Source organism: Vreelandella nanhaiensis, assembly GCF_003990185.1.
Classification (GTDB): domain Bacteria; phylum Pseudomonadota; class Gammaproteobacteria; order Pseudomonadales; family Halomonadaceae; genus Vreelandella; species Vreelandella nanhaiensis.
The window spans coordinates 237,554-262,570 of record NZ_RZHF01000004.1; the positions used below are offsets into that span (position 1 = coordinate 237,554).

At 53.7% G+C, this 25,017-nt stretch carries 21 protein-coding genes; 8 read left to right on the top strand and 13 right to left on the bottom strand.

The window, feature by feature from the left end; genetic code table 11:
* Positions 1 to 2: 2 nt before the first annotated feature.
* The 5 genes from ELY38_RS01490 to ELY38_RS01510 form a co-directional block, all read right to left on the bottom strand.
* Complete coding sequence (locus tag ELY38_RS01490) at positions 3 to 539, bottom strand: TRAP transporter small permease (RefSeq protein ID WP_127059752.1); 537 nt, start codon at positions 537 to 539, stop codon at positions 3 to 5.
* 60 nt (positions 540 to 599) lie between these two features.
* Complete coding sequence (locus tag ELY38_RS01495; protein ID WP_127059753.1) at positions 600 to 1,592, bottom strand: TRAP transporter substrate-binding protein; 993 nt, start codon at positions 1,590 to 1,592, stop codon at positions 600 to 602.
* 41 nt (positions 1,593 to 1,633) lie between these two features.
* Complete coding sequence (kdgD, locus tag ELY38_RS01500; protein WP_127059754.1) at positions 1,634 to 2,551, bottom strand: 5-dehydro-4-deoxyglucarate dehydratase; 918 nt, start codon at positions 2,549 to 2,551, stop codon at positions 1,634 to 1,636.
* 273 nt (positions 2,552 to 2,824) lie between these two features.
* A complete protein-coding gene (locus tag ELY38_RS01505; RefSeq protein WP_127059755.1) occupies positions 2,825 to 3,586 on the bottom strand; it encodes a metallophosphoesterase in 762 nt (253 codons plus the stop codon).
* 69 nt (positions 3,587 to 3,655) lie between these two features.
* Positions 3,656 to 5,368, bottom strand: a complete 1,713-nt coding sequence (locus tag ELY38_RS01510) for a thiamine pyrophosphate-dependent enzyme (protein ID WP_127059756.1) — start codon at positions 5,366 to 5,368, stop codon at positions 3,656 to 3,658.
* 579 nt (positions 5,369 to 5,947) lie between these two features.
* Here ELY38_RS01510 and ELY38_RS19495 point away from each other — a divergent pair.
* Positions 5,948 to 6,070, top strand: coding sequence for a hypothetical protein (locus ELY38_RS19495; protein WP_281274304.1), 123 nt, complete (start codon positions 5,948 to 5,950; stop codon positions 6,068 to 6,070).
* Between the two features lie 66 nt (positions 6,071 to 6,136).
* On the opposite strand, the gene speG is transcribed toward ELY38_RS19495, so the two are convergent.
* The gene (gene speG / locus ELY38_RS01515) at positions 6,137 to 6,670 is read right to left on the bottom strand and encodes a spermidine N1-acetyltransferase (protein ID WP_127059757.1); all 534 of its coding nucleotides are present in this window, start codon (positions 6,668 to 6,670) and stop codon (positions 6,137 to 6,139) included.
* A gap of 520 nt (positions 6,671 to 7,190) precedes the next feature.
* On the opposite strand from speG, the gene ltaE reads away from it, so the two are divergent.
* Positions 7,191 to 8,207 (top strand): low-specificity L-threonine aldolase, encoded by a 1,017-nt coding sequence (gene ltaE, locus ELY38_RS01520; RefSeq protein ID WP_127059758.1) that lies wholly within the window; start codon positions 7,191 to 7,193, stop codon positions 8,205 to 8,207.
* A gap of 24 nt (positions 8,208 to 8,231) precedes the next feature.
* Here ltaE and fhuB read toward each other — a convergent pair whose 3' ends face one another.
* Positions 8,232 to 10,232 carry a Fe(3+)-hydroxamate ABC transporter permease FhuB gene (gene fhuB / locus ELY38_RS01525; RefSeq protein WP_127059759.1) on the bottom strand — a complete coding sequence of 667 codons (2,001 nt, stop codon included), beginning with the start codon at positions 10,230 to 10,232 and terminating at the stop codon, positions 8,232 to 8,234.
* 830 nt (positions 10,233 to 11,062) lie between these two features.
* On the opposite strand from fhuB, the gene ELY38_RS01530 reads away from it, so the two are divergent.
* Positions 11,063 to 11,830 (top strand): ATP-binding cassette domain-containing protein, encoded by a 768-nt coding sequence (locus tag ELY38_RS01530; RefSeq protein ID WP_127059760.1) that lies wholly within the window; start codon positions 11,063 to 11,065, stop codon positions 11,828 to 11,830.
* Between the two features lie 170 nt (positions 11,831 to 12,000).
* The gene (gene fhuF / locus ELY38_RS01535) at positions 12,001 to 12,792 is read left to right on the top strand and encodes a siderophore-iron reductase FhuF (protein ID WP_246009042.1); all 792 of its coding nucleotides are present in this window, start codon (positions 12,001 to 12,003) and stop codon (positions 12,790 to 12,792) included.
* Positions 12,793 to 12,806: 14 nt separating this feature from the next.
* Here the strand turns inward: fhuF and ELY38_RS01540 are convergent, their stop codons facing one another.
* The 4 genes from ELY38_RS01540 to ELY38_RS01555 form a co-directional block, all read right to left on the bottom strand.
* The gene (locus ELY38_RS01540; RefSeq protein WP_127059761.1) at positions 12,807 to 14,462 is read right to left on the bottom strand and encodes a multidrug ABC transporter permease/ATP-binding protein; all 1,656 of its coding nucleotides are present in this window, start codon (positions 14,460 to 14,462) and stop codon (positions 12,807 to 12,809) included.
* A 177-nt stretch (positions 14,463 to 14,639) separates the two neighbouring features.
* Complete coding sequence (locus ELY38_RS01545) at positions 14,640 to 15,368, bottom strand: hypothetical protein (protein ID WP_127059762.1); 729 nt, start codon at positions 15,366 to 15,368, stop codon at positions 14,640 to 14,642.
* A 37-nt stretch (positions 15,369 to 15,405) separates the two neighbouring features.
* Complete coding sequence (locus tag ELY38_RS01550) at positions 15,406 to 15,963, bottom strand: cytochrome b (protein WP_127059763.1); 558 nt, start codon at positions 15,961 to 15,963, stop codon at positions 15,406 to 15,408.
* Between the two features lie 106 nt (positions 15,964 to 16,069).
* On the bottom strand, positions 16,070 to 16,942 hold the full coding sequence (locus ELY38_RS01555; protein ID WP_127059764.1) for a LysR substrate-binding domain-containing protein: 873 nt from the start codon (positions 16,940 to 16,942) through the stop codon (positions 16,070 to 16,072).
* A 101-nt stretch (positions 16,943 to 17,043) separates the two neighbouring features.
* On the opposite strand from ELY38_RS01555, the gene ELY38_RS01560 reads away from it, so the two are divergent.
* The gene (locus tag ELY38_RS01560) at positions 17,044 to 17,922 is read left to right on the top strand and encodes a DMT family transporter (RefSeq protein WP_127059765.1); all 879 of its coding nucleotides are present in this window, start codon (positions 17,044 to 17,046) and stop codon (positions 17,920 to 17,922) included.
* Here ELY38_RS01560 and ELY38_RS01565 read toward each other — a convergent pair.
* On the bottom strand, positions 17,905 to 18,402 hold the full coding sequence (locus tag ELY38_RS01565) for an NUDIX domain-containing protein (protein WP_127059766.1): 498 nt from the start codon (positions 18,400 to 18,402) through the stop codon (positions 17,905 to 17,907). The genes ELY38_RS01560 and ELY38_RS01565 overlap by 18 nt on opposite strands.
* Positions 18,403 to 18,780: 378 nt before the next feature.
* Complete coding sequence (locus ELY38_RS01570; protein ID WP_127059767.1) at positions 18,781 to 20,220, bottom strand: hypothetical protein; 1,440 nt, start codon at positions 20,218 to 20,220, stop codon at positions 18,781 to 18,783.
* Positions 20,221 to 20,588: 368 nt separating this feature from the next.
* Here ELY38_RS01570 and ELY38_RS01575 point away from each other — a divergent pair, with 368 nt between their 5' ends.
* From ELY38_RS01575 to ELY38_RS01585, 3 genes are all read left to right on the top strand, one after another.
* Positions 20,589 to 20,918 (top strand): septal ring lytic transglycosylase RlpA family protein, encoded by a 330-nt coding sequence (locus ELY38_RS01575; RefSeq protein WP_422822304.1) that lies wholly within the window; start codon positions 20,589 to 20,591, stop codon positions 20,916 to 20,918.
* 226 nt (positions 20,919 to 21,144) lie between these two features.
* The gene (locus ELY38_RS01580) at positions 21,145 to 22,149 is read left to right on the top strand and encodes an NADP-dependent oxidoreductase (RefSeq protein WP_127059769.1); all 1,005 of its coding nucleotides are present in this window, start codon (positions 21,145 to 21,147) and stop codon (positions 22,147 to 22,149) included.
* Positions 22,150 to 22,417: 268 nt separating this feature from the next.
* Positions 22,418 to 24,973, top strand: coding sequence for a glucose/quinate/shikimate family membrane-bound PQQ-dependent dehydrogenase (locus ELY38_RS01585; RefSeq protein ID WP_127059770.1), 2,556 nt, complete (start codon positions 22,418 to 22,420; stop codon positions 24,971 to 24,973).
* Positions 24,974 to 25,017: the final 44 nt, after the last annotated feature.

Sequence of the window (25,017 nt, forward strand, 5' to 3'; positions counted from 1 at the left end):
ACTTATGCCCTCTCAGCGCTTCGAGACAGTAATCGTTGCACTATATCCGTCCCTGCAAACAGCATGATCAGCGCGCCACAAATCACCAGAGGGGCTGCACGCCAGCTTTCAGAGAGACCAATCATAGGAATGGCCCTTTCCATGTTTGTCATGACAAGCTTCCAGCCCTGAGCTGCCATAAAACCACCAAATACAAGAATGAAAAGATCCGAGATATGGCGCATTAATCCGCGCAGAAAAGGCGGAAAGCTCTCACGAACAAAGTCGATATTCAGGTGACTGTGATATCTGACGCCAGCAGCGGCGCCCAAGCAGGTGATATACACCACTAATACCAGGGAGGTTTGCTCTACCCAGGTTGGCGTGTTGTTAAGTACATAACGCCCGAAGACCAGCCAACCGAAAGTAGCAATAAGAATGACCAGCATGATCCCTGCCAAGAGCACGCATAGCTCAGCCATGCCGTCCAACACGCGGTCTACAGAGCCTTCTCTTGTCGTGCTTTTCCTACTGCTGGGTGTTTCAATTTCTATACTCACGACACATTTCCTTTTAATCTTTCGGCGGCATCAAGCCGCCGAAAGGAAGTCACAAGAAAATTATTGAGCGGCCCTGATCTCCTCGATCAACTCACCCGTGCCCGGGTTATTGGCGATAAAGTTCTCATACATCGGCTCCATCAATGCCTGGAAAGCCGCTTTATCTTCTACTTCATTAATTTCCACGCCGTGGTCCAGGATAATCTGACGACTCTCTTCAGAACTTTCGACCCACAGCTCACGCTGCATGGCGGAAGCCTTCATCGCTTCTTCACGAACGATTTCCTGGTCTTCTTCGGATAATTTCTCCCAGCTGGCTTTAGCAACACACAGGCACTCGGGAATAATCAAATGCTCGGTTAACGAGTAGTATTCCGCCGCTTCGTAGTGGTTACTGGATTCAAACGAGGGGTAGTTGTTTTCAGCACCGTCCAGAACACCGGTTGTCAAACTCTGGTAGACCTCACCATATGCCATTGGCGTCGCATTCCCGCCAAGCGCTTCCATCATCTCGACGTAAAGATCGTTATTCATGACTCGGATCTTTAAGCCCTGAACATCTTCTGGGGTGTTGATCGGATGCTTGGTGTTGTAAATACTCCTGGCGCCTGAATCGAACCAGGAGAGCACCACCAGACCTTTCTCTTCTAATGCATCAGCAAAGCGCTGGCCAATCTCGCCATCCATCACCGTGTGCATATGATCTACATCGGTAAACAGGAAAGGCAGCGAGAAGACATTCGTTTCCTTAACAATTGGCCCCATGGGCCCCATATTGAAGTTGGCAAAATCAAGCGCCCCATTGCGGGTCTGCTCAATCGCGTCAGACTGGTCACCCAGCACGGCATTGTTGTAAACGCGCGGATTAACGCGCCCTTCCGTCTGCTCTTTAACCGCCTCCGCAAAGGCTTCCAGCGCTACCGTGTTGGGGTAGCCGTCAGGGTGAATATTCCACCCCCGCCAGTTATCGGCCTGGACAGAGATAGAAGCGGCTAATAGCGAGGCACCCGTTAGGGCAAACAGAGCTTGGCGACGGATAGTTTTTGTTTTCATCACTTAAAACCTCTTATTATTACGTGTGGTTTTTTCAGCTTTTAGAAAGAACGCGCTATACCCACCAGGCGCTCTAACTGCTGGCGTTGCTCTTGGGTCGGCATGGTTAAAGGCGCACGGACGTTACCTGCCGGGCGGCCGATAATATCTGCACCCTCTTTAATTAGGCTAACGGCGTAGCCTGCTTTTTGATCACGCAGATCAATAAAGGGAATAAAGAAATCAGTCGTAATCTTCTTCACGGTGTCTTTATCCCCCTGACGTAACGCTTTGTAGAACATCACAGCCATATCCGGAACAAAGTTAAACACCGCGGAAGAGTAGGTATTCACGCCAATGGAGAGATACGCTTCAGCAAAAATCTCGGCCGTAGGCACGCCGCCTACATATACAAGACGGTCACCGACTGTTTTAATGATCTTGTTAAGCGCCTGGATATCGCCCTTACCATCTTTCAATCCGATAAGGTTCGGGCAGGCATCGGCAAGAGTTAGCACAGAATCAGCGTTGAGAACGCCGTTGCCGCGGTTGTAGTAGATAACGTTGATAGTCGTGGCGTCGCAGATCTGCCGGGCATACTCAATCAACCCATCCTGAGGGCACTCGGTCAGATAAGGCGGCATCAGTAGAATACCATCAGCACCGGCTTCTTCAGCGGCATTGGCGAATGCCTTGCCGGCTTCCACACTTAGCCCAGCACTGGCAATGACCGGCAGTTTCCCGTCGACCACTTCAACCGCCACGCGAACAATCTGACGATACTCATCAAGCGTTAAGTTAAAAAACTCGCCAGTTCCTCCTGCCACGAATACGGCAGAAATATCGTGGCTGATAAACCATGTCAGGCGGTCGCGATAACTCTTTTCATCAAACTTTCCATTCTGATCGAAATCGGTAATGGGAAATGACAGCAGTCCGTCTCCAACTGCTTGTATAACTTGTTGTTTGGAAAACTTCACACAGATTCCCTCTCGTTTTCTTACCCAGGCAAATAAGTAATTCAACCTTAAATAAGCAGCATTTGTAATACATCATACAAATTAGAAAGTAATCAACGCCATGAGGCTGTGCAAGCGAAATACATGGGATTTCGACCAAAGTGCTAACGTTAAGACAACGCTTCACGGTCAATTAATATCTTTTAAATAAGAAAAACAGCGGGTTATCTTTTACCGCGATATCGCTAAGTAAACATTAATCGTTTCTTAAAGTGCTGACCACTTGTAGCCAGCCTAAACCTCAATCACAAGGTCCGGCTTAAAGCGTGATGGTTCAAACTCTCCCGGATAGCCGCCAGGGTTGGCAAGCACACGGGTGCCCTGATAGATCACATCCACCGGTTCATGAACGTGGCCGTGAATCCATAGATCCATTTTGCCCATCAGTTGCGGCAAGTGGGAGGCAAACGCAGGCGATAGCGCATCACCTAAATACTGATCAGGAATGCATGCCTGAAGCGGTGCGTGGTGGCTTATGACGACTTTGAGGCCATTAAAAGGCTCTGTCAGTGCGCTTTCTAACCAATTAATAGCCTCTTGATGCAGCTGCTGGCTTGCCTGAGGCGTAAACGTTACGCCTGGTGAAGTTTGCACAATCTTGAAGTCAGGCATGTAACGTAATGCTTTGGCCTCGGTATGAGTAGGATGTTTCGTAGGATCATCAGCGTATAGCGCAAAATCGGTCCACAGAGTCGTGCCATAAAAGCGCACGCCATCAAGCGTAATTGCACGATTATCTAATAGCTCAATAGCATGTCGCTTGGCCTCCTGTGCCAATGCTTCGCGCATCAAAGGCAAGCAGGTGCCATAAAACTCGTGGTTTCCGGGTACAAAAAGAATCGTCTGGTATGGGAAGCGTGTCCGTGCCCAGGCAAGCCCTTCGCACTGGCGATGGATATCCCCTGCCAGTATAACAACGTCAGCGTCAATATCCGGTAGCGGGCGGCCATCCTCGAAATACTCAAGATGCAGATCGGACAAAACACGTAAACGCATATTACTCCTTCTTTTCTACACATCTGCCCGCGCCGATGGCCACCGCACAAGTCAACTGCAGATAACAGTTTATCGTTTCAAGAAGTTGCTCTTCACCAGATGGACCACTTCGTCCATGCGCCCACTCAATACCGCCTTGGCTGAGTACAGCGCGGTTGAGGCAACCTGTCCTGCTTCAACCTTCGGCGGCATTACAAGCTCCATGGGATTAACCGCGACATCCAGTAACGCGGGGCCAGGCTGAGCCAACCATTGGCTAATGGCCGATTCCAGCTGATCCTCTCGTTCAACCCGCTGGCCCCATAGCCCCATGGCCGTGGCCACTTCGCCAAAGTCCGGATTTTGAAGCTCGGTGTAGGCGTCCAAAAGGCCCTCCACTTTCTGCTCCAGCTCGACGAAGCTGAGCGAGCAATTGTTATACACCACAATTTTTAGCGGGATACGTCGCTGTACCAGCGTCAACAGATCGCCCATCAGCATGCTTAGCCCACCATCGCCGCACATCGCAATGACTTGACGCTCGGGGTACGCCAGTTGAATGCCTAGCGCCTGCGGGTAGGCATTGGCCATGGTGCCATGCTGCAGGCTGGCCAGTGTTCGGCGCTGGCCGCTGGCCTGTATATGACGCAGCATCCATACGTTTACACTTCCCGTATCGGCGGTAAAAAGAGCGTTATCAGCCGCTAGCCGGTCGATTGCCAGGGTTAGTTCCTGAGGATGAATCAATGCAGCATCGCGGCTTTTATGCGCCGATTTTTGCAATGATATGGCGTAATGTTTGCGGCACTTTTCCAACCAACGCGGGCTTTGATTATTTTTGACTACTTGGCAAAGCGCTTCACAGGTATCACGTACGCTGCCTACGATACCTACGTTGACCGGGTAGCGCTTGCCTATCTGGGCAGGGTCGCTATCTACCTGAATGATGGCAGCATCTTCTGGGTAAAACTGTTTAAAAGCGAAATTGCAGCCCAGCATCAACAATGTGTCGCATTCGGCAACGGCGTGGTAACCGCCTTCCAGGCCATAAACACCGGTCATGCCCACCTGATAAGGATTATCGGGTTCGATAAAATCTTTGGCCCGGGATGTCCAGGCAATGGGCGCCTGGAGTTTTTCGGCAAGCGCTATTACCTGCTCACGCGCGTCACGGCAGCCTGAGCCGGCAAAAATGGTAATCTTGCCGCCTTTATTAAGTTGCGTAACGGCAGGTACAAACGCTTCTGCGCTTGGGCGCAGGGAGTACTCAAACCGATGTGTACGGTAAGCAAGCTGGTTTTCCGGCGTTTGGCTCATTACATCGCCCGGCACAATCAATACGGCGACGCCGCCTTTGGCCAACGCCGTTTGCGCGGCAAGCGCTGTCATGCGGCGGGCCTGCTCAGGCGAGGCTACTGTTTCACAAAACACGCTGTACTGTTTGAAGATCTGTACCTGATCAACTTCCTGGGGGAAACTGCCCCCCGTTTCCGATAGCGGAACCTGTGTGGCGATTAGTACAACAGGAGCACCATTTCGGTGGGCATCAAACAATCCATTCACAAAGTGAAGGCTGCCAGGGCCGCAGGAACCCGCACAAAGCGCCAGCTCTTGGGTTAAATAGGCTTCGCCGCCTGCCGCAAACCCACCGACCTCTTCATGGCGTACGCCGACCCACTCAATATCGCTTTGACGTAACGCGTCCGTAAAGTGATTAAGTGTATCTCCAACGACTCCATAACAGCGTTTGGCTCCCGCGTTTTGCAAGGTATCGACCATAATTTCAGCAACATTAATGCTCATCCGCGACTCCATTCGCAAGGGTAAAGAGGTGTTCTTGACTGAAGCTTAGCGGGTGATGTGTATTTCTGCCGTTATCGCGTTTGATTCCTGCTGCTCTGTCAGTCAGCCACCGAATTCCACCCTTGCTGCAAAGCAGCAAAAACCCGCTATACTCAATTGTGTGTCCTAACAGGAGGACTCCACTATGACGCTAACCCTACTTCCCTTTAACGATGATAATGACGTTCTTCAATTCTGGTTCCTTCAAGCGCAGCTACAGCGTGCGGCCATGAATGCATTGGCAGGCTATTTAGGCTAACCATCTATTTTTCTTCGCGGTTTAGAAAATATACTTATCGAAGCCGGAAGAAATTCTGGCTTTTTTATTTATTACGAAATTCTTTTCCATTCAATTAGATAGGAGGCTAACTACCACCTTGTAAGTAAATGCTTACAAGACATAGCAATATACCTACATCTTTTTTACTAGATGGAGGAGTAAAAAAAGCCTACTATCCCGCACCACAGCATATGCTGCACCGCACTAAACACTCACCATAATAAGAATATTTGATAAATTACTGAAAAGGAGTGCATGCCATGCAACACTCAACGACGCAATATCCGGCCACTAGTGAAGATATTATGAAAGTATGGGCTCAATGTGCTCAGGAGCAGCGCGCAGCATTCGATGCGCTGGCTGCCTATATGCGCCAGCTGTAAAAGCTTTGCGATAACAGTTGAACCAACGCCTCAGTATGAGGCGTTATTTTTTACAATCAGGTAAGTCTAGACCTCGTTACGCTCCAGCGCTTCCAGATAAGTTTCTTGCAGGATATACATGCGTTTTACATCCCGGTATTTGCCGTTGATAAAGAACTCCTGAACCAGATGCCCCTCTTCAATAAATCCGCTCTCTTCATAGAGATGGATTGCCTTGACGTTTTCCACTGCAACGATCAAAAACACCTTGTGAATATTCAAGATGGTAAAAGAATAATGCAGAGCCTGGCGGATCAGCGAACGAGCAAAGCCTTTTCCCTGGTGGTCTGGTGCAACAATAATCTGAAATTCGGCGCTCCGGTGGATGTAGTCGATTTCGATCAGCTCCACCAACCCAATGGCAATCCCTGCACTATCTTCTGCAATAAAACGTCTTTCGGCATTGTCATGAATATGCTTGTTATATAGCTCTTCGAGTTCATCAAATGACTCGTATGGCTCTTCAAACCAATATGACATGATGCTTTGATTATTATTTAATTCATGCACAAAACGTAGATCACTACGCTCAAGCGCACGTAAAAAAAGTAGATGGTTCATGGGTACTGCTCTCATCGTGTAGTGAGCTTATACGTGACGTGGTACTTAAAAATAGTTTTGTGAGTCGGGGGGCTCCCTGCCCTCAATCAAGGCGCACATCAGTTTGGTCACGGGCATCGTGAAACCCAAAATAAGGCAATCCGCCACTTGTTTTGCCTAGGTTCCCGCCCAGCTAAATGTAGGATTAATTATCAGCGAGAGCCAGAGCGCCTTTATCTTGTCAGCTAGTCCTTGGGTCTTTTCCAGCATTCGATCATTACGGCACTCAAGCACCACCACGTTGTGGCTATGCTGTCTTAACTCATGGGGAGCCAATGGCGACTATTCCGCCATCTATTAGCGTCTATATCACATTGATGCTCAGGGCCAAGCTGTGGGAAAGTAGCCAATAGACCATTTTTGCCGTCCCAAACGGATAGCCGCTTTTAAGATCCATTCTACTCCCTTTACAAAGTGGGTATCGATAGCTTTACCAATAGTTGCTTATCGTAAAAATCACTTATTTATAAAGGAAGATTTTATGATTGATTTACGCAGTGATACGGTCACTCGCCCAAGCGCCGCTATGTTAGAAGCCATGATGAATGCGCCCCTTGGTGACGATGTCTGGGGTGATGACCCGACGGTAAATGCGTTTCAGGAGCACCTTGCCACCTTGACAGGCAAGCAGGCGGCGCTGCTGTTTCCAAGCGGTACTCAGAGTAATCTGGTAGGCCTGATGGCCCATTGCGAGCGCGGTGACGAGTATATCGTCGGGCAGTCAGCCCATACCTATCGCTATGAAGGGGGCGGCGCTGCGGTGCTTGGCAGCATTCAGCCGCAACCCATTGAAAATGCCAGCGACGGTAGCCTGCCGCTGGAAAAAATCGACGCTGCCATTAAGCAAGATGATTTTCACTTTGCCCGTACACGCCTTTTGGCCTTAGAAAATACCATCGGCGGTAAAGTGCTGCCGGAAGCCTACGTTCATCAAGCCACCGAGCTTGCCCGTTCCCGGGGCCTGGCAACGCATCTGGACGGCGCGCGGCTTTTCAATGCAGCCGTTGCAAGCCAGGTACCGATTGAACAGCTGTGCCGCCCCTTTGACAGCGTATCGCTGTGCTTTTCAAAAGGCATGGGTACACCGATCGGCTCTGCTCTGGTAGGTTCGCGCACGCTTATTGAGCGTGCCCGCCGCTGGCGAAAAGTGGTAGGTGGGGGAATGCGTCAGGCAGGGATCATAGCCGCCGCCTGCCAGTATGCGCTTGACCACAACGTGCAGGACCTGGCCGACGACCACCGCCGCGCGGCACGTCTGGCCGAAGGGCTGGCCGCCCTTCCCGGTGTCGAGGTGACATCTCAAGCGACCAACATGCTGTTTGTGCGCATTTCTGAAGAGCACGTGCGGCCCCTTTCCACATGGCTTAAACAGCACGATATTTTAATCGAGCTTTTATATGCCACGCGCCTTGTCGTGCACCGCAATATTAATGATGAAGATATCGAAAAAGTACTTGATGTGATGACAGCCTATTTCAAGCAGCAAACCGCTGTCTGAGCGTAACATTTGAGCATTGAAGACTTAGAGCCGCCGCAGGCCCCACATGAAGTAAGCCCCGCCAATGAGCGAGGCAACGAGGCCTGCCGGTATCTCATAAGGGAACATGACCTGGCGGCCAACCCAGTCAGCCAGCACCATTAGCAGCATGCCGATGAGAGCAGCGCCAACAAGGTGTTGTCGAGCGCGCGAAAACCCCACCAGGCGTGCCATATGAGGGGCCAGCAGGCCGATAAATGAAAGCGGCCCGACCACCAGCGTGGCGCATGCCGTTAATAGCGCAACCAGTAATAGTAGCCCTAATCGTGCCCGGTTCGAGGTGACACCAAGCGCCTGAGCCATCGGCGCGCCCAAAGGGAGGATATCCAGCCAACGGCTAAACGGAAGCGCTACCAGTGCAAGCCCGGCAGCCAGACTGCCTACCACCACAGCACTGGTAACATCAACGTAATAGGTAGACCCTGCCAGCCACGCAAGCACCTGCTGACCACGCGGATCACCGCCCGCCAGCAGCACGCTGCGCACAGCGTCAAACAGGGCACTGATCGCCACGCCACTGAGTAGTAGCCGTTCGGGCACAAAGCCGCTACGGCGGTTCAAGCCAATCAGTACCAGTAACGAGGCCAACGCGCCTAATGTCCCGATACCGATCAGTGCCAGGTTACTTGGGCCGGGTAGTAAATAAATACCCAGTATCAGCGCGATGGCGCAGCCGCCGCTGATACCCAACACCTCGGGGCTTGCCATGGGGTTGGCGGACAGGCGCTGCAACACCGTACCGGCGACGGCCAGCATCAGGCCACTGGCAGCGGCCGCCATGACGCGGGGTAGGCGCCACTCCATAACGTTCCAGTTGAACGGGCTTATCCATCCCCAGCCATTGGCACCCTGGCCTGACAGCAGCCCCAGGCACGCGGCAACCAGTAACGCTACCAGCAGCCCAGTCGCCAAGCGATACGGCGATGGATGGCGGCTAACCAGCATGCTGAGAGGCTGAGGCGGCCGGTCACCCTGAAGCTTCAACCGAGGAATTAGCCATAACAGCAGCGGTGCACCCAGCGCACCGGTAATCGCTCCGGTGGGAATCAGCGTTGTCAGCAAGCCGGAAAAGCGTTGTAGCAAAAGATCGGTAGTTGCCAGCAGCACCGCACCCAAGAGCGTAGACCAGAGTAGTCGGCTACCTAATCGGCGGACTCCGGCCATACGCACAATATTAGGCGCTGCAAGACCTATAAAGCCGATAATGCCGACAACGCTAACCACACTACCGGTAATAAACACCGCAAGCCCAAGGCCTGCAAAGCGCAGGTATTTAAGCGAAATACCCAGGCTTTTGGCGCTGGCATCATCAAGTTCCAGCACGGCCAGAGGACGTAACAGCAGCCATGCGGCCACAACACTGATGGCCAGGTGGGGCCATAAAGTAGCAACACCATCCCAACCATTCTGAGCAAGCGACCCCGCTCCCCAGATCAATAGCCCCGCCAGAGTTTCATGGTTGAACAGCAAAAGCGCGGTTGAAAGCGCGCCCAGGTACAGGTTGACCACTAGCCCTGCCAACACCACCACAACGGGCGCAAGCCCGCGGCGCCAGGTAAGTGCAAACACTAGGCCAACGGCCAAACTGCCACCTGCTAACGCCACCCATTCACGCCCGATAACCAGCATCCCCGGTGCCATCAACGTGGCGGCCATCAACGCCAGATTGGCGCCCGACGCCACACCCAATGTAGTTGGCGATGCCAGTGGATTACGCAACACCTGCTGCATTAGTACCCCGGCGAGCGCTAAACCGCCGCCGGCCAGGAGCGCCACGTAAAGCCGCGGCCACCAAGCATAGTAAAGTAATACCTCATCGGTGTTTTCAAACGAAGGCGCCAGCAATGCGTGAAACCCGGAAACAATGCCGCCCTGAGCGTGAAGGCTAACCCCGAAGAGCACTAGCAGCGGCAGGCTAGATAGCAAGAAAACGCTGGCAGGCGACATACCGCGCGCTTTCTGTTTAAGAGCGACTGCATTTAGCATGGCGAGTTATCCCGGCTAAACACCCAACCCTGGGTGATGGGCAATGCAACAGGCAGCACGGTCATTTCAGAGCCTTGGCTTTATTAGGACAGATACAGATAAATATAACGCAGTGATTTTAAATGATAACGATTAGCACTACAATTGACGCTCTTATTATCGGAATGCCTCTTCATGGGCCCCAAAATCAAGTTACCCACTATTAATATCTCTTTACGCCTGATTTGAGGCCAAAACCACCATACAACTGCGCCGCTATCGGATGAGCCAAGGCTGTAATAACTTTTCTCTGTTTTAACTTCCCCTGCTTTCTGCCGAGTCCTCGGCCATCCTGACGAATAGCATTCAGCCGCACTTTGCACTAGTTGGCGGCGGTTATTTTACTGCTTCAGTTCAGCGTTTTATTGGCGTGGTGTGAGTATGGCGAAACCACGTTTACCCTAATAATTCCAGGCAGCGGCCCTCACGGCTCGCTGGGCGTTTTGCTTTTAGGTTCTGTCTGAAAAGTCGACGAGCGAAGGTAAGACAAGGCAAAATCGGCGAAGAAACGGAGTTTACATGTGGTAAATGAGTATTCTGACCGATTTTTAACGCCGTATTGCCAAGTGTAAGCACTTTTCAGACAGTACCTAGCGCTTACCTTACTGCGCGCAGACTAAGCTTGGCTCAATCGCCAGCATCGTCCTTTACCCGCGTTGGGCTAAACGGCGCGTTAGTGTGGGGCTCATCCAACTATTAAGCGCAAGCGCATTTGCACCGCTATTAAATGATAACCATTAACGATACAATCCACGCTTTATTCACCATCTTCTGACGGCCAGGAGTCCTTCATGTTCGAGGTCAAAGGCGCTACCTTTGCGATCAATGGCAAGCCCCTTTTACAGCCCATTGAGCATACCTTTCAGCAAGGTAAGGTCTACGGCCTGATTGGCCATAACGGTTCGGGCAAATCGACCCTGATTAAGCTGCTTGCCCAGCAGCAGCCGATTAGCCAGGGTGATATCCATTTTGATCAGCGCCCGCTAAACGCTTGGGGCAGCCGGGAGTTTGCGCGTCAAGTGGCCTACCTTCCCCAGCACCTGCCCAGCGCTGAAAACCTGACGGGGCGCGAACTGGTCGCTTTCGGCCGTTATCCATGGCATGGCCTATTGGGCCGCCATAACCAGAAAGATACAGACGCGATCGAACGTGCGATTGCCCTCACCCATACCGAAGCCTTTGCTGACCGCCTGGTCGATACCCTTTCCGGCGGTGAACGCCAGCGCGTCTGGCTCGCTATGCTATTGGCACAAGGCAGCCGTTTTCTACTGCTCGATGAGCCGCTGGCCGCATTGGATATCGCTCACCAGATGGAAGTCCTCGCCCTGATTCGCAAACTCTGCGACGAGCTTGACCTGGGCGTCATTATCGTACTGCACGATATCAACATGGCCTCACGCTATTGCGATGAACTGATGGCCTTGCACAGCGGCCGCTTACTCGCCCATGGCCCCCCGAGGGACATGATGTGTAACAGCACCTTGGAAGCTATTTATGGGCTACCCATGCAGGTCATGAAGCATCCTAAAGGCGATCACCACATTGCAGTGGCTCAATAGCGCACCTTTTTTGTAAAACGCATTGATTCGCAACTAACACTTCAACTGATAAGCATTATCGATTAAGCTAAACCTCTCACTTTCAGCCTGCGCCAACGCAACGTATTCCTCATTTGCCTTTGCGCGGGTGTGCTTGAGCTTTCAAAGAGCTCATGTTCGGGAGTTTCGTTATGCCGCCGCTAGCCCTGCACTATTCAGATCACGCCATGTCTGAACACGTCTTGCTTACGCTCGCCGACTGCTATCAGGGGGCGTTGGTGCTGTTTACCCCTCCATTGATCGGCGGCGCGCCGCCGGCAGGTGCGGTAAAAGCTTCACGCTGGCGCAATACGGCACTATTGGAGCAGGACCTGGAACGCTACGCTGCCCGCTATCCGGGTGGAGATAAGCGTGCGATTACCTCGTTATGGTCCAAATGGCATTTCAGCGCGCTTACCGTACCTACCCTCGCCTCTCATCTACTTCTCAACCGTGACTTGCCGGTAGAGCTTGATGATGTACACGTCATTTTTAATGATGAAGGGTGTACCAAGCAGCTATGGCTACCCCATGAAGGCGCGCTTATGGAGGCACAGGATTCCAGCGAGCGTTTTGCCAAACTGATTACTCACCACTGGGAACCGCTTATTGAACGCCTATCGGCCATTTCAGGCGCCGCGCCACGCGTGTTCTGGAGCAATGCCGGTGGCTACCTGAATTACTATGTGAACGTGCTTGCCGAGCATCCTGAGATCAATCGAGAGGCACTTACCGCCGCACGAGCGCTGCTGGAATCCCGCCATATTGGCGGTCAGCGTAATCCTCTGTTTGAGCCAGTGCGCACGTACACACCCAAGGGCAGTGACGAAGTGAAGCAGGTGCGCAAGCTTTGCTGCCTGCGCTACTTGCTGGATGAGTTCAGCGTGTGCAGTAACTGCCCGCTGGAAGGGTGTGATCGAGTGGCCCGCAAACGGGTCACTTAACGGCTGCCAAGTAATCAGGTAGTAATCTGCGCTACCGCATCCTGGCTTGCCAGATCGCGCTGAGTGCCGGTTAACTCACGCAACTTTCCCTGGGACATTTCCAGCAAACGATCGGCGTGCACGAAGTAGCTGTCATCGTGGCTGATCGCAAAGACCGTTTTCCCCATATCGCGCAGGTGTGGCAGCAGCTCACGGTAAAAAAGTCGCCTGAACTGCGGGTCCTGGTCGGCGGCCCACTCATCGAGCAGCAGAATGTCGCGCTCCTCGGCGATAGCCAACAGAAGTGCCAGGCGCTTGCGCTGCCCCTGGGATAGCTGGGTATTAATTACCCGATTACCATCCCACTGCAGCTTGTGCTGCATTTGCAGCCGCTCAAGCCAAGTCTCCATCAGCGCCGGGGCAGCCTTCTGGCCACCAGGTCCCATCGCCAGGTCGAACTGATGGAAGTCGGTAAACACACTAGCGAACCGGGCTCGAAATCCCTGCCATTGCGCGGGCGTAAGCGTTTGCCCATCCACCTTGATATGTCCGCTTTGCGGCTGGTACAAGCCGGTCAACAGGCGCGCCAATGTAGATTTACCGCTGCCATTGCCGCCAATCAGGAACACCTGTTCCCCCCGCTCAAGGGTCAAATTGACAGGCCCAACGTGGAACCCCTCGCCCTGTTCAACCGAAGGGTAGTGGTAAGTAACCTCAACAAGCTCCAGGCACTGCCAGCATGCAAAGGTATCATCGACATCAAAGCCCGGCTGATATTCGGCCAGTTCCAAGCTTGCCAGTTTATCAAACGCCACCTGAGCGCTAATCAGAGTCGGCCAGGCACCAATCGCCTGAATGAGTGGCGTACGTAAAAATAGCAGGGTCAAGGCAAAGGTGGCAGCAACAGCGGGGGTTGCCCAACCAAGCCCGTTGGCCATGAAAAACACCACGCCGATCGCCCCCAGCATCATGATATTCGACCAGTTGCCCGCACTCAGGTGATACGTGTCAGCACGAATAATATGGTAACGGTAATCCCGTGCATTTTTGGTGAAGGTTTCATCGAAGAAGCGCTTCGCCCGGTCGCGGTTTAGCGCAAGCTCCTTGCGCCCTTCAATCGCCGATTGGTAATCCTTGTATAAACGGTCTTCGCTTTCCCGCACCAGATTGAAGTGGCGGTACACCTTGGAAATCAGTACCCAACCAATACCCATGGAACAAGCGATCCATAGTACGGTGATAACAACCATTTGCGGTGATAGCCAAGCGAGATAGGCGATAGAAGCAAGCGTCAGCACCACGCCTTGAACGAGCTCAGGCAGGCGCACAAAACCGATGGTGATATTGCGTACATCGCTTGAAAGGCTTGCCAGCAACGTGGCATTACCAAGCTGTTCAAGGCGCTCGATATCCGTGTCCAGAATGCGTTTAACGAGCCTTGAACGTAGGTCATAGACAAAGTGATGACCCAGTAAGGTCAGCGCCAGCTGTGTGCCCAGCGTGACCGCCAGCAGCACGGCAAGCAGCCCCAGAAATTGGGGGAGCGCAGAAAGCGGGCTACCCACTTCAATAAGGCGCTGGTTGATAAAGGCGATCACTCCGACCCCCAAGCCTGCACTGAGCAGACTCAGGCCAATGGCACCTAGAAAGGGCCAGCGATAATGACGAAAAACAACCTTCAACAGCTCCATGAGTGCTTCCCTACTGCGGTATAAGCGGCGAATTGTGACGTACTAACCTGCCAAGTCAATAAACAAAGTGATTTTCATTTACCTTGGCAAGCGATAATACTTAATCCAAAACACTCGTGCCGATCAGGCAGACAGCAAAAAGCACAGATGGACGTAACCAAGCATAAGCCCAGCACCTTATGGTTCAGCGAATACCAACAACACGGTGCTGCCCGCTAACCCCAGTGCAAACGGCCAGAAACGACTACGCCGGTCTTCAGGTAGCTCCTCTTTAAGCACGTTAAGCACCAGGCCGCCGGCAACAAACGCGTAGAGCAGGCTGACAAAGGCTTCGGTTACCTCAACCATGACACCCACCAGCCAGCCTACCACTACCGCACTGGCCAGCACCCATCGCCCTTTCGCCAGGTAACGCTCGCGGTGATGGCGCACCAGCCCATGATCATTGACCAGAAAATGTGCGCTCATGGCCAAAAAGAAGAACACAACATCTGGAAAGTGGTTGTCGCGATAAACCAGCAAGTAACCGATGAGCGCGTTATACAGCGAGAAAGACCCTACGTGTATCCAGAAAACGCCTTCAAGTTTTCTAAAATTGGTCCTGACACCCTGCTGGTAAGGCTGTGAGTGCCGGGTGGCTACCTGCTCAAGTCCGTAAAATGCGGCCAGACCGATAAGCGCGACGATATACGCATTATGCTCAAGAATCGCCAGCAGGCCGTGGTCATTGATGGTTTGATGGGCTTCGCTCAAGGCAGGGAAGACATGGATGAATACGTAGGCAACCGATATGCCACCTGCCCACGAAAGCCAGGCGCTACGCGGTACGGCGCTAAGCTTTCGAAGCTTGTTGGCAAACACATGAACGGCGGCTAAGCCAATAATAAACACGATTTGCTGGCCCATGGCGATTTCGCTCTCTGCGCGCCGTTATGATTACGCTTCAATCAAACAGGCTCATGCGTTTGGTGACTGTGTCGCACTTGATACGCCAGTGAAATAGCGCCCCTGCCACGTGGAGAACGGTCAATACCAAAATGGCCCAGCCAATACGCCCGTGCCAGATATAAAGCTGGCTGGAAAGCGCCGGATGCTCACCTAAAAGCCCTGGCAGGTGCCACTTAAAGAACTCGATCGGATAACCGCCGGTGGCGGTTGCCGCCCAGCCGAGTAGCGGCATGACGATCAGTGCTAAATATAAAAGATGATGCACGCTGGTACTGACTATCCGTTCAAAGGCATTCAGGGGCGGGTCGTGGTCGGGTACGACAAAGGCGACGCGAGTGATAATGCGTAAGGTCATCAGCAGCAAGATAGTCACGCCCAGCGTCTTGTGACTGGTGTAAAGCAGGTTTGTGAACGTATTGCCCACTAGATCAAAGGTACGCTCATAACCCAGCGTGCCGATGGTAAAACCACTGGCCAGCGCCAGCGGCACAGCCCCGGCCACTAGCCAGTGGAGTACCCGGTGTGGATAAATATAGTGATCCAGCTCGTGCATTCAGCGCTCCTAGTGACAAGATTCTTTGGCATTCAGTCTAGTTCAGTTCGGCTAACATTAGCCGATGAATCCCTCAACGCTAGAGAAAGGAGAAAGCCCGCCACCCTCATACCGCTTCACTGGGCGCGGCCAACTGCTCGCGTATCAGCTCACCCAAACGCCTTGCAGGCTCTGACGGCCGATGGGGTGCCCGGTGAAGAGCCAGTTCAATCATGGGCAAGGCCGGCAGACCACTGCTTTCATCCAGCGGACGCAGCGAAGGCGTCAACATGCTGCGGGTCACCACCACCACCGCAAGGCCAGCAATCACGATGGGAGCAAGCCCGGCCATGGACTGGCTGGTGTAAGCCACCCGCCAGTTACGTCCGGCCCCCTGCAGGGCCTGCTCGGCCACTTCCCTGAACACGTCGGCGCCGGGCGAGTAAAGAGCCAGCGGTATGGGGTCGCTAAGCAAAGGCTGCTGATTAACTCCTACCGCCCATACCAGTGGTTCGCGACGGATAACGTCTCCGCCCGGCGAGTTGCGCTGGCGTGTCACCAAAGCCAAGTCAAGCTCGGCGGCTTTTACCTGTTCAACCAGATGAGCACTCGTGCCACAGATAACTTTCAGCCCCACGGCTGGATAAAGCTGATGAAAGTAGGCAAATACCGACGGCAACAGCGAGGCGTAATCCTCAGGGATCCCCAGCGTCAGATCGCCAGTTACCTGCTGGGCCTGCATATCTCCCCAGGCTTCATCATTGAGGGCCAGAAGGCGCCGCGCATGGGTGATTAAACGCTCACCATCGGGTGTGAACCTGAGCCTGCGACCATCGCGCTCGTGCAGACTTAACGCTAAATGGGTCTCCAGCCGCTGCAATTGCATACTCACCGTTGACTGAGTATAAGCCAAGCGCTTGGCCGCCGCGGTAACACTGCCCGTATCCGCGATCGCCACCAGCGTACGCAGCAGGGTAAGGTCTAACGTGGGTGCGCGCATATATCACCTATCGTGATCGAAACTATCAAAAAAGATCGATATTGTGATGTTTTATTGACGAGTATGCTGCTTTACACATGTTCTAGGCAAGGAGACTACTCATGCAACGCACTCACTCCCCCGTTGTGTTTCCTCGTTGGTACAGCGTTGGCGCCGCTTTGATCGCCGTCATCCTGTGGAGCCTGGCGCCCCTGCTTGCCGAACGTGCGCATACTTCTTCACCGCTTCAGCTCGCGGCGTTAACGCTGTTGGCCGGGGCACTCGCCACACTGCCATTAAGCCGTCGCGTTAATGTCGCCAGCTGCAGCCGGGGCTGGCAGCTGGGCATCTGGATAGGTATTCCTTTATTGATACTGGGCGCAGTAAGCACTTACTTTATCGGTATGCGGCTTGCCCCAGCAGCCGAGGCTGCGTTGATTACCTATACCTGGCCGGTTTTGTTTGTGCTTTTAAGTCAGTGGAGCCGTTTTGGCAGACTGCGCCTAGCGGGCGTGACAGGCGCGTTGATTGCCTTCTCCGGTGCCGCTCTGCTGCTGGTGCCCCAGGCGTTAAGCAGTGGCCTGGGCGGAGCTACCGTAGGCTATGGCCTGGCTCTGCTGGCTGCCTGCTGCTGGGCTCTCTATTCGTGGTTAAGTCAGGCAGCGCCGGTTTCCATTACCCCCTTACTTCCGCGCCTGCTGTTGATTGCCTGTGCGATTACCACGCTTTTGGGCGTAGGGTTGGAAGGCCAACTGATTCTTCCCAGCGGTGAAGCGCTACTGGCTGGCGTGGCATTGGGTTTAGGGCCATACGGCGTGGCCATGGTGGCCTGGGATAAAGCGCTACGTTGGGGTCATGCAAGCCTAGTGGGCAGCCTTGCCTACGGCGTGCCCATTCTGGCAGGACTTTTACTGGTGCTTGCGGGTGTCAGCGTACTCGACTGGCGCTTGCCCACCGCTGCTCTGCTGGTGGTTATTGGTTGTCTAAACGCTGGCCGGTAGGTCTGATGGCAACGGTGGCTCGCTGGTCAGTACGCTGGCCAGCAGCTCAGGTAACCAGGTAGGTTCAAAGATATCACTGCTTTCTTCAAACATTTCAGTCATCGGCCACCACCGGCAGGTGGCGCCAGCCGCCTGAAAGGCTTTATTACTATCGTCCTCTATGTCCATTGTCTTGGGGCAGCGCACAAGAAAGTAGCGCTCGCACCAGCGTCCTGCGGTCTCCGGCTCTTCACTATCAATCTCTTCGTCAAGACCTTCCCGCTCGCGCAGAAGAGGCCCCAAGGGGCAGGCAAGGTGAGTGGTTTCTTCAAGAACGCGCCGTGCAGCGCCAGGATAATCCTCCTCTGGGATTAGCAGGCCTCCGGGGGCGTACCAACGTTTTGGCTGCTGTTCATTTTGTGAGCGAAATAGCAGCAACTCGCCCTTTGCGTTAACAATGGCCAGGCGTACCCAGCGCCGTGTTTCCAGTAAGTGACTCATCGCAATCCATGCCTGTTTGTTTTAAGAGTCAGGACAGAAGCTTGAAACTTGCGACCTTAGACCCTTCGCCTCTGCCCTTACGTATAACGCCTTTATCAGCATAGCTGCTTTATATCAGTTTACTGCCCCAATTAGCGCGGCTCAGCAATCCCTTTCAAAGCTTCGAGCGGAATGACAAGTTCTGACTGCCCCACGGCGTAGGGTGCGATTTCATAGACATTGAGTTTCGCAAGCCAGCTACCTTCCAGCGGCTATACATCCTCCCTTACCTCCTTGGAATACGGCCGCACCACGCATTGAAGATTGAGAGTAGCCAAACTTAAACGCCCCTGCCCACTTAGTGGACAAGGGCGCATCAATCCCCAGCTATCTAACCTCTTACATGCTGGGCTGCATTTGGGTGGGCTCGGAGCTTACTTCCAGTTCGAATAGCCCGCTACCTTGGGTGCTGAAGCCACGCGCGATTACGCGGTAGATACCCGGCAGCAGTTGCTGTTGCAGGCGCGCATCGGTACCGGAGCCGCCGTCGTCGTCACTGTAGGCAACGCCCTCGCCTTCAAGCTCAAGATAAGCATCGAAATCACTGGAACGCATATCCAGCGTTACAAGCGAGCTTTCATCCAGTTCAAGCTCATAGATCAGCGGCTCACCGCTAAACCAGCCGTTGATATTCTCACCTGGGGTTATGGCACCCTCATTTCGCAGCTCAACACCCTCAGGCAGATCATGAGGCGCCATGGTAATGGTAAACAGGCCGCTTTCGCTGCCGTAAGCGGTACGTGCGGTTAGCTGGTAAGTGCCCGGCTCCAGGAAGTCGGCAATGCGTGCATCCAGATTACCGCCGCTGTCGTCATCTTCACGGTAATAACCGTTCGGGCCTTCAAGCACCAGATAGGCATCCACATCGCTGGAGCCCATATCGATTTGATACATACCGGCTTCTTCGACTTCTACCTGGTAGGTAAGATCCTGGCCGCTGTACCAGCCGTTTAGCGAGTCATTGGGTACAATAGTACCGTCATTACGCAGCTCGCCATCACCGGGCAGCTCTCGCGGCTCAACCGAAAGCGTAAAAAGGCCACTACCTTCGCTATAGGGCGTACGCGCAGTGACCGTGTAATCACCCGGCGCTAGGAAGTCTGAAATTCGGGCATCCAGATTACCGGCGCTATCATCGTCTTCTCGGTGATAGCCGTTCGGCCCGTCAAGCTCCAGATAAGCATCGAATTCGTCAGAGCGCATTTCCAGCTGGTACATACCCGCTTCTTCAATGGTCAGCGTAAACTCACTGGATGTGCTGTCCAGCCAGCTATCCAGCGGAGCATCGACGGTCAATACATCGCTATCGCTTAGCTCAACGACCCGGCTGTTCAGCGTATAGGGACCGTAGCTACTGCCATCGGCACCGCTGACTACGACCATGTAATCACCTGCTTGCTCAGCACGGTGGCGCGCAGTCGGTGCATTGCTCAACAATTGAAGCTGATCATCATATAGCGCAACAATGCCGTTTAGTGCACCGCGCAGGTTGAACTCGACCAGATCGCCCTCTTCAAGATGAATCACGTAACGGTCATAGCGGCTTCCGTCGTTTCCATTAAGCAGATCACTGGACGTGATTTCCCCCCGCATGCGCTCACCCAGAGTGACGCTATCCAGGCCCACTAACGCATCCGCAGTTGTAGCTTGTTCGGCTGTCTGTGTATCCGACGATGAAGAGGATGATGCATCGGCAGAAATGGTCTGCGCGGCTAAAAAACCGACGACAGCCCCCCCTACAGCAACAAGTACTAATGCAAAAGGAGAAGACTTGGCCATGAGTGCGTCCTTGAAAATTGGCAATGGTTAAGGAAATCAACAACCAAGCGATAATACGCAATGTTAGGGAAAAGACCCAATGAAAGTCATCGTTTTAAGGTACCAAATGACGCTCTAATACAGCGTGGACACTCTACGTTAAACCGCTGAAATGCAAAGGCATAACCGGAACATCAAAAAATACGTAATTTTGGAGGCAATTGCATCGAACGTCTAAAAGCTTGCTGCTCCTCATAGAGCGCGTTAACATCCTTTCGCCTATCCGGCACCTCATTGATGGTTGCGAGACTCTCGACACGAATAACTGAGGTATTCCAATGGAAAGTTCTAAACGACTACTTCGAACGAGTTGTTTAGCTGTACTGCTGATGGCCATTACAGCAAATAGCGCGTTTGCAAATGATATAGATGCACAGGAAGGCGTTGCTTCCTATTACAGTGACCGCTTTCAAGGCGCCCTGACAGCCAGTGGCGAAGCCTTCGATCAACAGGCGCTGACAGCCGCACACCCAACCCTGCCGTTTGGCTCGAAAGTGCTGGTAACCCGCCCCGATACCGGGCAAGAAGTGGAAGTACTGATCAATGACCGCGGCCCGTTTGTTCAAGGACGGATAATTGATCTTTCCAAACAGGCAGCGCGCAAGCTGGGCATGCTGCGTAGAGGTGTCGCCCCTGTTATGGTCACGTTGCTGGATTAACGGATAACACACCCGCCAAGTGTGTGGTACCCCTTAGCCGCTCAACGCAATTGCTGTTATGCATGATAGTCTCCCCTATAGGGCGCTCTGAAAAGAGCGCCCTATTTTTGCTGCACGCTGCACCGCTAAAACATAACGAACTTGCAAGCAGGTTAATGATCTCTATGCTGCAAGTACATCAAGACGTTTAGATACCTGGATACGCTAAGCCTTGCAGGAGGTATGCATGCAGTCTCGCTTTTTCACCATCACCGATTACCCCAATGGCCTACCCGAACGCGAGCTGTTCAAGCTTGAAACCCAACCCTTGCCTGACCTGAACCCCGGTGAAGTCCGCATTCGCAACCATTGGCTTTCCGTCGACCCTTATATGCGCGGACGCATGAGCGGCCAACATACTTATGTAGCACCGTTCAGGCTGGACCAGCCCATGGAAGGTGCCGCAATTGGGGAAGTGATTGCATCAAACGATGAGCGATTGAAAGAGGGCGATATCGTCAGCCATATGGGCGGCTGGCGCGATATCGCGCAAATTTCCGCAGACGGTGTTTATCCGCTACCCAGCACCGATGTGCCGGAGCAAGCCTACCTGGGCGTACTGGGCATGCCGGGAATGACGGCCTGGACCGGTCTCAATCGTATTGCCGAGTGCCGCCCTGGCGACAATGTCCTGGTAAGCGCAGCAAGCGGCGCCGTCGGCTCACTGGTTGTGCAACTGGCCAAGGCCAAGGGCTGTCACGTGGTGGGCATCGCGGGTGCTGCGCATAAGCTTGCCTGGCTTGAATCGCTAGGCGTTGAGCCGGTCAGCTATCGCGACAGAACAGCCAAGGAACTCAGCGACGCTATCCAACTTGCAAGCCCTGAAGGCATTGATGTTTATTACGAAAACGTAGGCGGTATTTGCCTGGAAGCGGCGTTAAGCCAGCTAAATGAAGGTGCCCGTATTGCGGTTTGCGGTATGATTGATAGCTACAATGCCGAAAAGCCCGCACCAGGGCCCAGCAACCTGTCTCAAATACTGGTTCGCAAGGTCAGGATGCAGGGATTTATCGTGTCGGATCACTGGGATCACTACGGCGAGTTCTTAAAGGAAGTGTCGCCGCAGGTAGCCGCTGGCGATATCAACTATAAGGAAACGGTGAAAGAGGGCCTGGAAAGTACGCCCGATGCGTTTCTTGAGCTATTCAAGGGCGGTAATACAGGCAAGATGCTGGTTTCGTTAAACGACTAATGCCGTATTTAGCAGGTAAACAGCTGAGCAGATGACCGCTCAGCTGGTGAAAAATAATAGCAGTACTCCATGGCCGCGCTATCTTTATAGCACGGCTTTTTTACTCATTATTTATAGCGCCGTTTGGTCAGCCCAAACATACGGCTGATACGCTCGGTAACTACCTATGCTTTAACCAACAACCAGCTGATGGGTATAAGCACGGTAGGGAGCGGCGTCTGGCGTTAATCGCCAGGTAGCCATTAACATTGTTAACTGGGGAACCCTCATGGATGAAAACACGCGAACTCGCGGTAAATGGCCTGCTTTGCTGCTAGGCCTTTTTCTTGTTGTTGCTGGCTTGGCGCTCGCCATTGGCGGCGGCAAGCTTATCAGCCTGGGCGGTAGCGCCTATTACTTGATTGCCGGCATTGGTATCGCGGCAACTGGCATTTTGCTTGCCATGCGACGAGGCGCTGCCCTTTGGCTTTATGCCCTGATTTTAATTGCCACACTGCTTTGGGCATTGTGGGAAGTAGGTTTGGATTGGTGGCAGCTGGTGCCCCGCGTCGCCATTCTTGCGTTCATCGGCATCATCATGCTGCTCCCCTGGTGGCGCAAACCGCTTCACTCGCGAGGCGGAAGCCTTGCGCTGACGGCCAGTATCGCCGCCGCTATTGTAGTGGCCATTGCCAGCCAGTTTGACGACCCGGCCCAGATCGAAGGCACCCTGGCAGCTAACCGCTCAAACGGCGATGTGAACCCAGCGCAGGCAGCAGGCAATGATTGGCCTGCCTACGGCGGCACCAACGCGGGCACGCACTATTCCTCGCTTAGCCAGATCACCCCGGAGAACATTGGCGAGCTTGAAGAGGTATGGCGCATTCAAACCGGTGACGAGCCCGGCCCCAACGCCCCGCCGGAAATTACTAATCAAAATACGCCGTTAAAAGTTAACGACAGCCTGTATATCTGCACATCACACAGTCGCGCCATGGCGCTCTCCCCGGAAACCGGTGAAACGATCTGGGAATTCGACCCGCAAATCAGCACCATGGGCGCCGAGGACTTCTCCGGCTGGGCGCATATGACCTGCCGTGGCCTGGCCTATTACGATGCGGCTAACTATACTGCCGAGCCCGGTGATGACACCGACACAGGCAACGCCGCCACTGAAGGCGCGGCGAATAATGCGGCCGACGACACCGATGAACCATCAGCACTCTTCGCAGACAGCGACGCCTTTGATATTGACATGTCGGTGCTTGCCACCCTCACTGAAACGCAAGCAGGTGACGGCGAAAATGCTCCTTCTGCCCTGATTAGCCAAACCGATGTGATGTGCCCGCGTCGTCTTTACCTGCCTACGGCCGATGCCCGCCTGATTGCGCTCAATGCGGATACCGGCGAGCCCTGCGAAGGATTTGGCGATAATGGCGAAGTTGACCTGACGCGTAATATCGGCAGTTTTGACCCAGGCGGCTACTACTCCACCTCCCCGGCCACGGTGACCGAAAATCTGGTGATTCTGGGCGGCCACGTAACCGATAACAGCTCTACCGATGAGCCATCGGGTGTTATCCGTGCCTTTGACGTGCGCACCGGCGAGCTGGTCTGGAATTGGGATAGTGGTAACCCCGAAGAGACGGAACCGCTGGAGGAAGGGGAAACCTATACCCGCAACTCGCCTAACGTATGGGCGCCTATCAGCGTTGATGAAGAGTTAGGTCTTGTCTATCTGCCCATGGGTAACGCCACGCCCGACCAGTACGGCGCGGATCGTACCGAAAACGATGAAACCTACAGTGCAGGTCTGGTTGCATTGAACCTGGACGACGGTCAGGTTGAGTGGGTTTATCAATTTGTTCATCACGACCTATGGGATATGGATACGCCTGCTCAGCCTGTGCTGATTGATCTGGCAACGGATGAAGGCACCCAGCCTGCGGTGATTCAGCCGACGAAGCAAGGCAGCCTCTACGTACTCAACCGTGAAACCGGCGAGCCGATCGTACCCATTGAAGAAATCCCCGCTCCTCAAGGCGCAATTGAAGGCGACTGGACAGCAGAAACCCAGCCGCGTTCAGCGCTGAACCTATTACCACCGCCGCTTACCGAGCGTGATATGTGGGGCGCATCACCCTTTGATCAGATGATGTGCCGTATTCAGTTCAACTCGCTGCGCTATGAGGGCCAGTACACGCCGCCGTCATTGGAAGGCAGCATTATCTACCCGGGTAACGTCGGCGTCATGAACTGGGGCGGCGTCGCAGTTGATCCTGAACGTCAGGCACTGTTCACCGGTGCCAAGTACCTCGCCTTCGTTTCTCGCCTGATTCCGCGTGACGAGGTAGAAGAAGGCCAAGGTTCGGCCAGTGAACAGGGCCTTCAGCCCAACGCTGGCGCACCTTATGCCGTTGAGCTAGGCCCGCTGCTGTCGATTTTTGATCTGCCCTGCCAAGCCCCGTCCTGGGGTGATGTAGCAGGTATCGACCTGCAAAGCGCGGAAGTCGTATGGAAACATCGTAACGGCACCACCCGCGACAGCATGCCGCTTGGTCTGCCAATTGGTCTGCCTGTGGGTGTTCCGGCATTAGGCGGCCCGCTGACCACAGCAGGCGGTGTTACCTTTATGTCGGGCACGCTGGATCAGTACCTGCGCGGTTACGATATCACCACGGGTGAAGAGCTATTCAAGGCTCGCTTGCCCGCGGGCGGCCAGGCAACCCCCATGACCTATACCGGCGCCGATGGCCGTCAGTACGTTGTGGTAACGGCGGGCGGCCATGGCACCTTTGGAACCTTGATGGGTGACTACGTTATCGGCTACGCCTTGCCCGAGTAAGGCCTACCGACCGACATAGTTAACCCAAACGAAAACGGGCAGCC